This window comes from Bacteroides sp. OF03-11BH (assembly GCF_003604005.1).
GTDB lineage: Bacteria > Bacteroidota > Bacteroidia > Bacteroidales > Bacteroidaceae > Bacteroides > Bacteroides ovatus.
Window position 1 is genome coordinate 1 of the sequence record NZ_QTMW01000132.1, and the last position, 439, is coordinate 439.

The following is a 439-nucleotide window of genomic DNA, read 5'->3' on the forward strand; positions in this document are numbered from 1 at the left end:
ATGAAGCGTTACCGCAACCTCGTGAGCTACTACACCAACAAGAACATTAGCGTGAGTTACCTGCGTGCGAAGAAGAAAAACGACCTTGACCGCATCATGGGGCTGTACGGGAACATGAACGAAAGATATTGGTAGCCTATGAATTTCGACAACCTTCACCAAATTCTGCGCTCGCTCTACGAACAGATGATGCCGCTATGCGGGGACATGGCGGGCGTGGCGAAAGGCATCGCCGGGCTGGGCGCACTCTTTTATGTGGCCTACCGGGTATGGCAGTCGCTGGCGAGAGCCGAACCGATAGACGTGTTCCCTATGCTCCGCCCGTTCGCTATCGGTCTGTGCATCATGTTCTTTCCGACGGTGGTACTGGGTACGATAAACAGCATCATGTCGCCCGTCGTGCAGGGTACGGCAAAGATGCTGGAGGCGGAAACGCTGG

At 55.1% G+C, this 439-nt stretch carries 2 pseudogenes; both read left to right on the plus strand.

Annotated elements, in window-relative coordinates:
* Positions 1-135: pseudogene (locus DXA54_RS28010) on the plus strand (conjugal transfer protein TraI); the annotation flags it as partial.
* A gap of 3 nt (positions 136-138) precedes the next feature.
* Positions 139-439, plus strand: a pseudogene (locus DXA54_RS28710) (conjugative transposon protein TraJ); the annotation flags it as partial.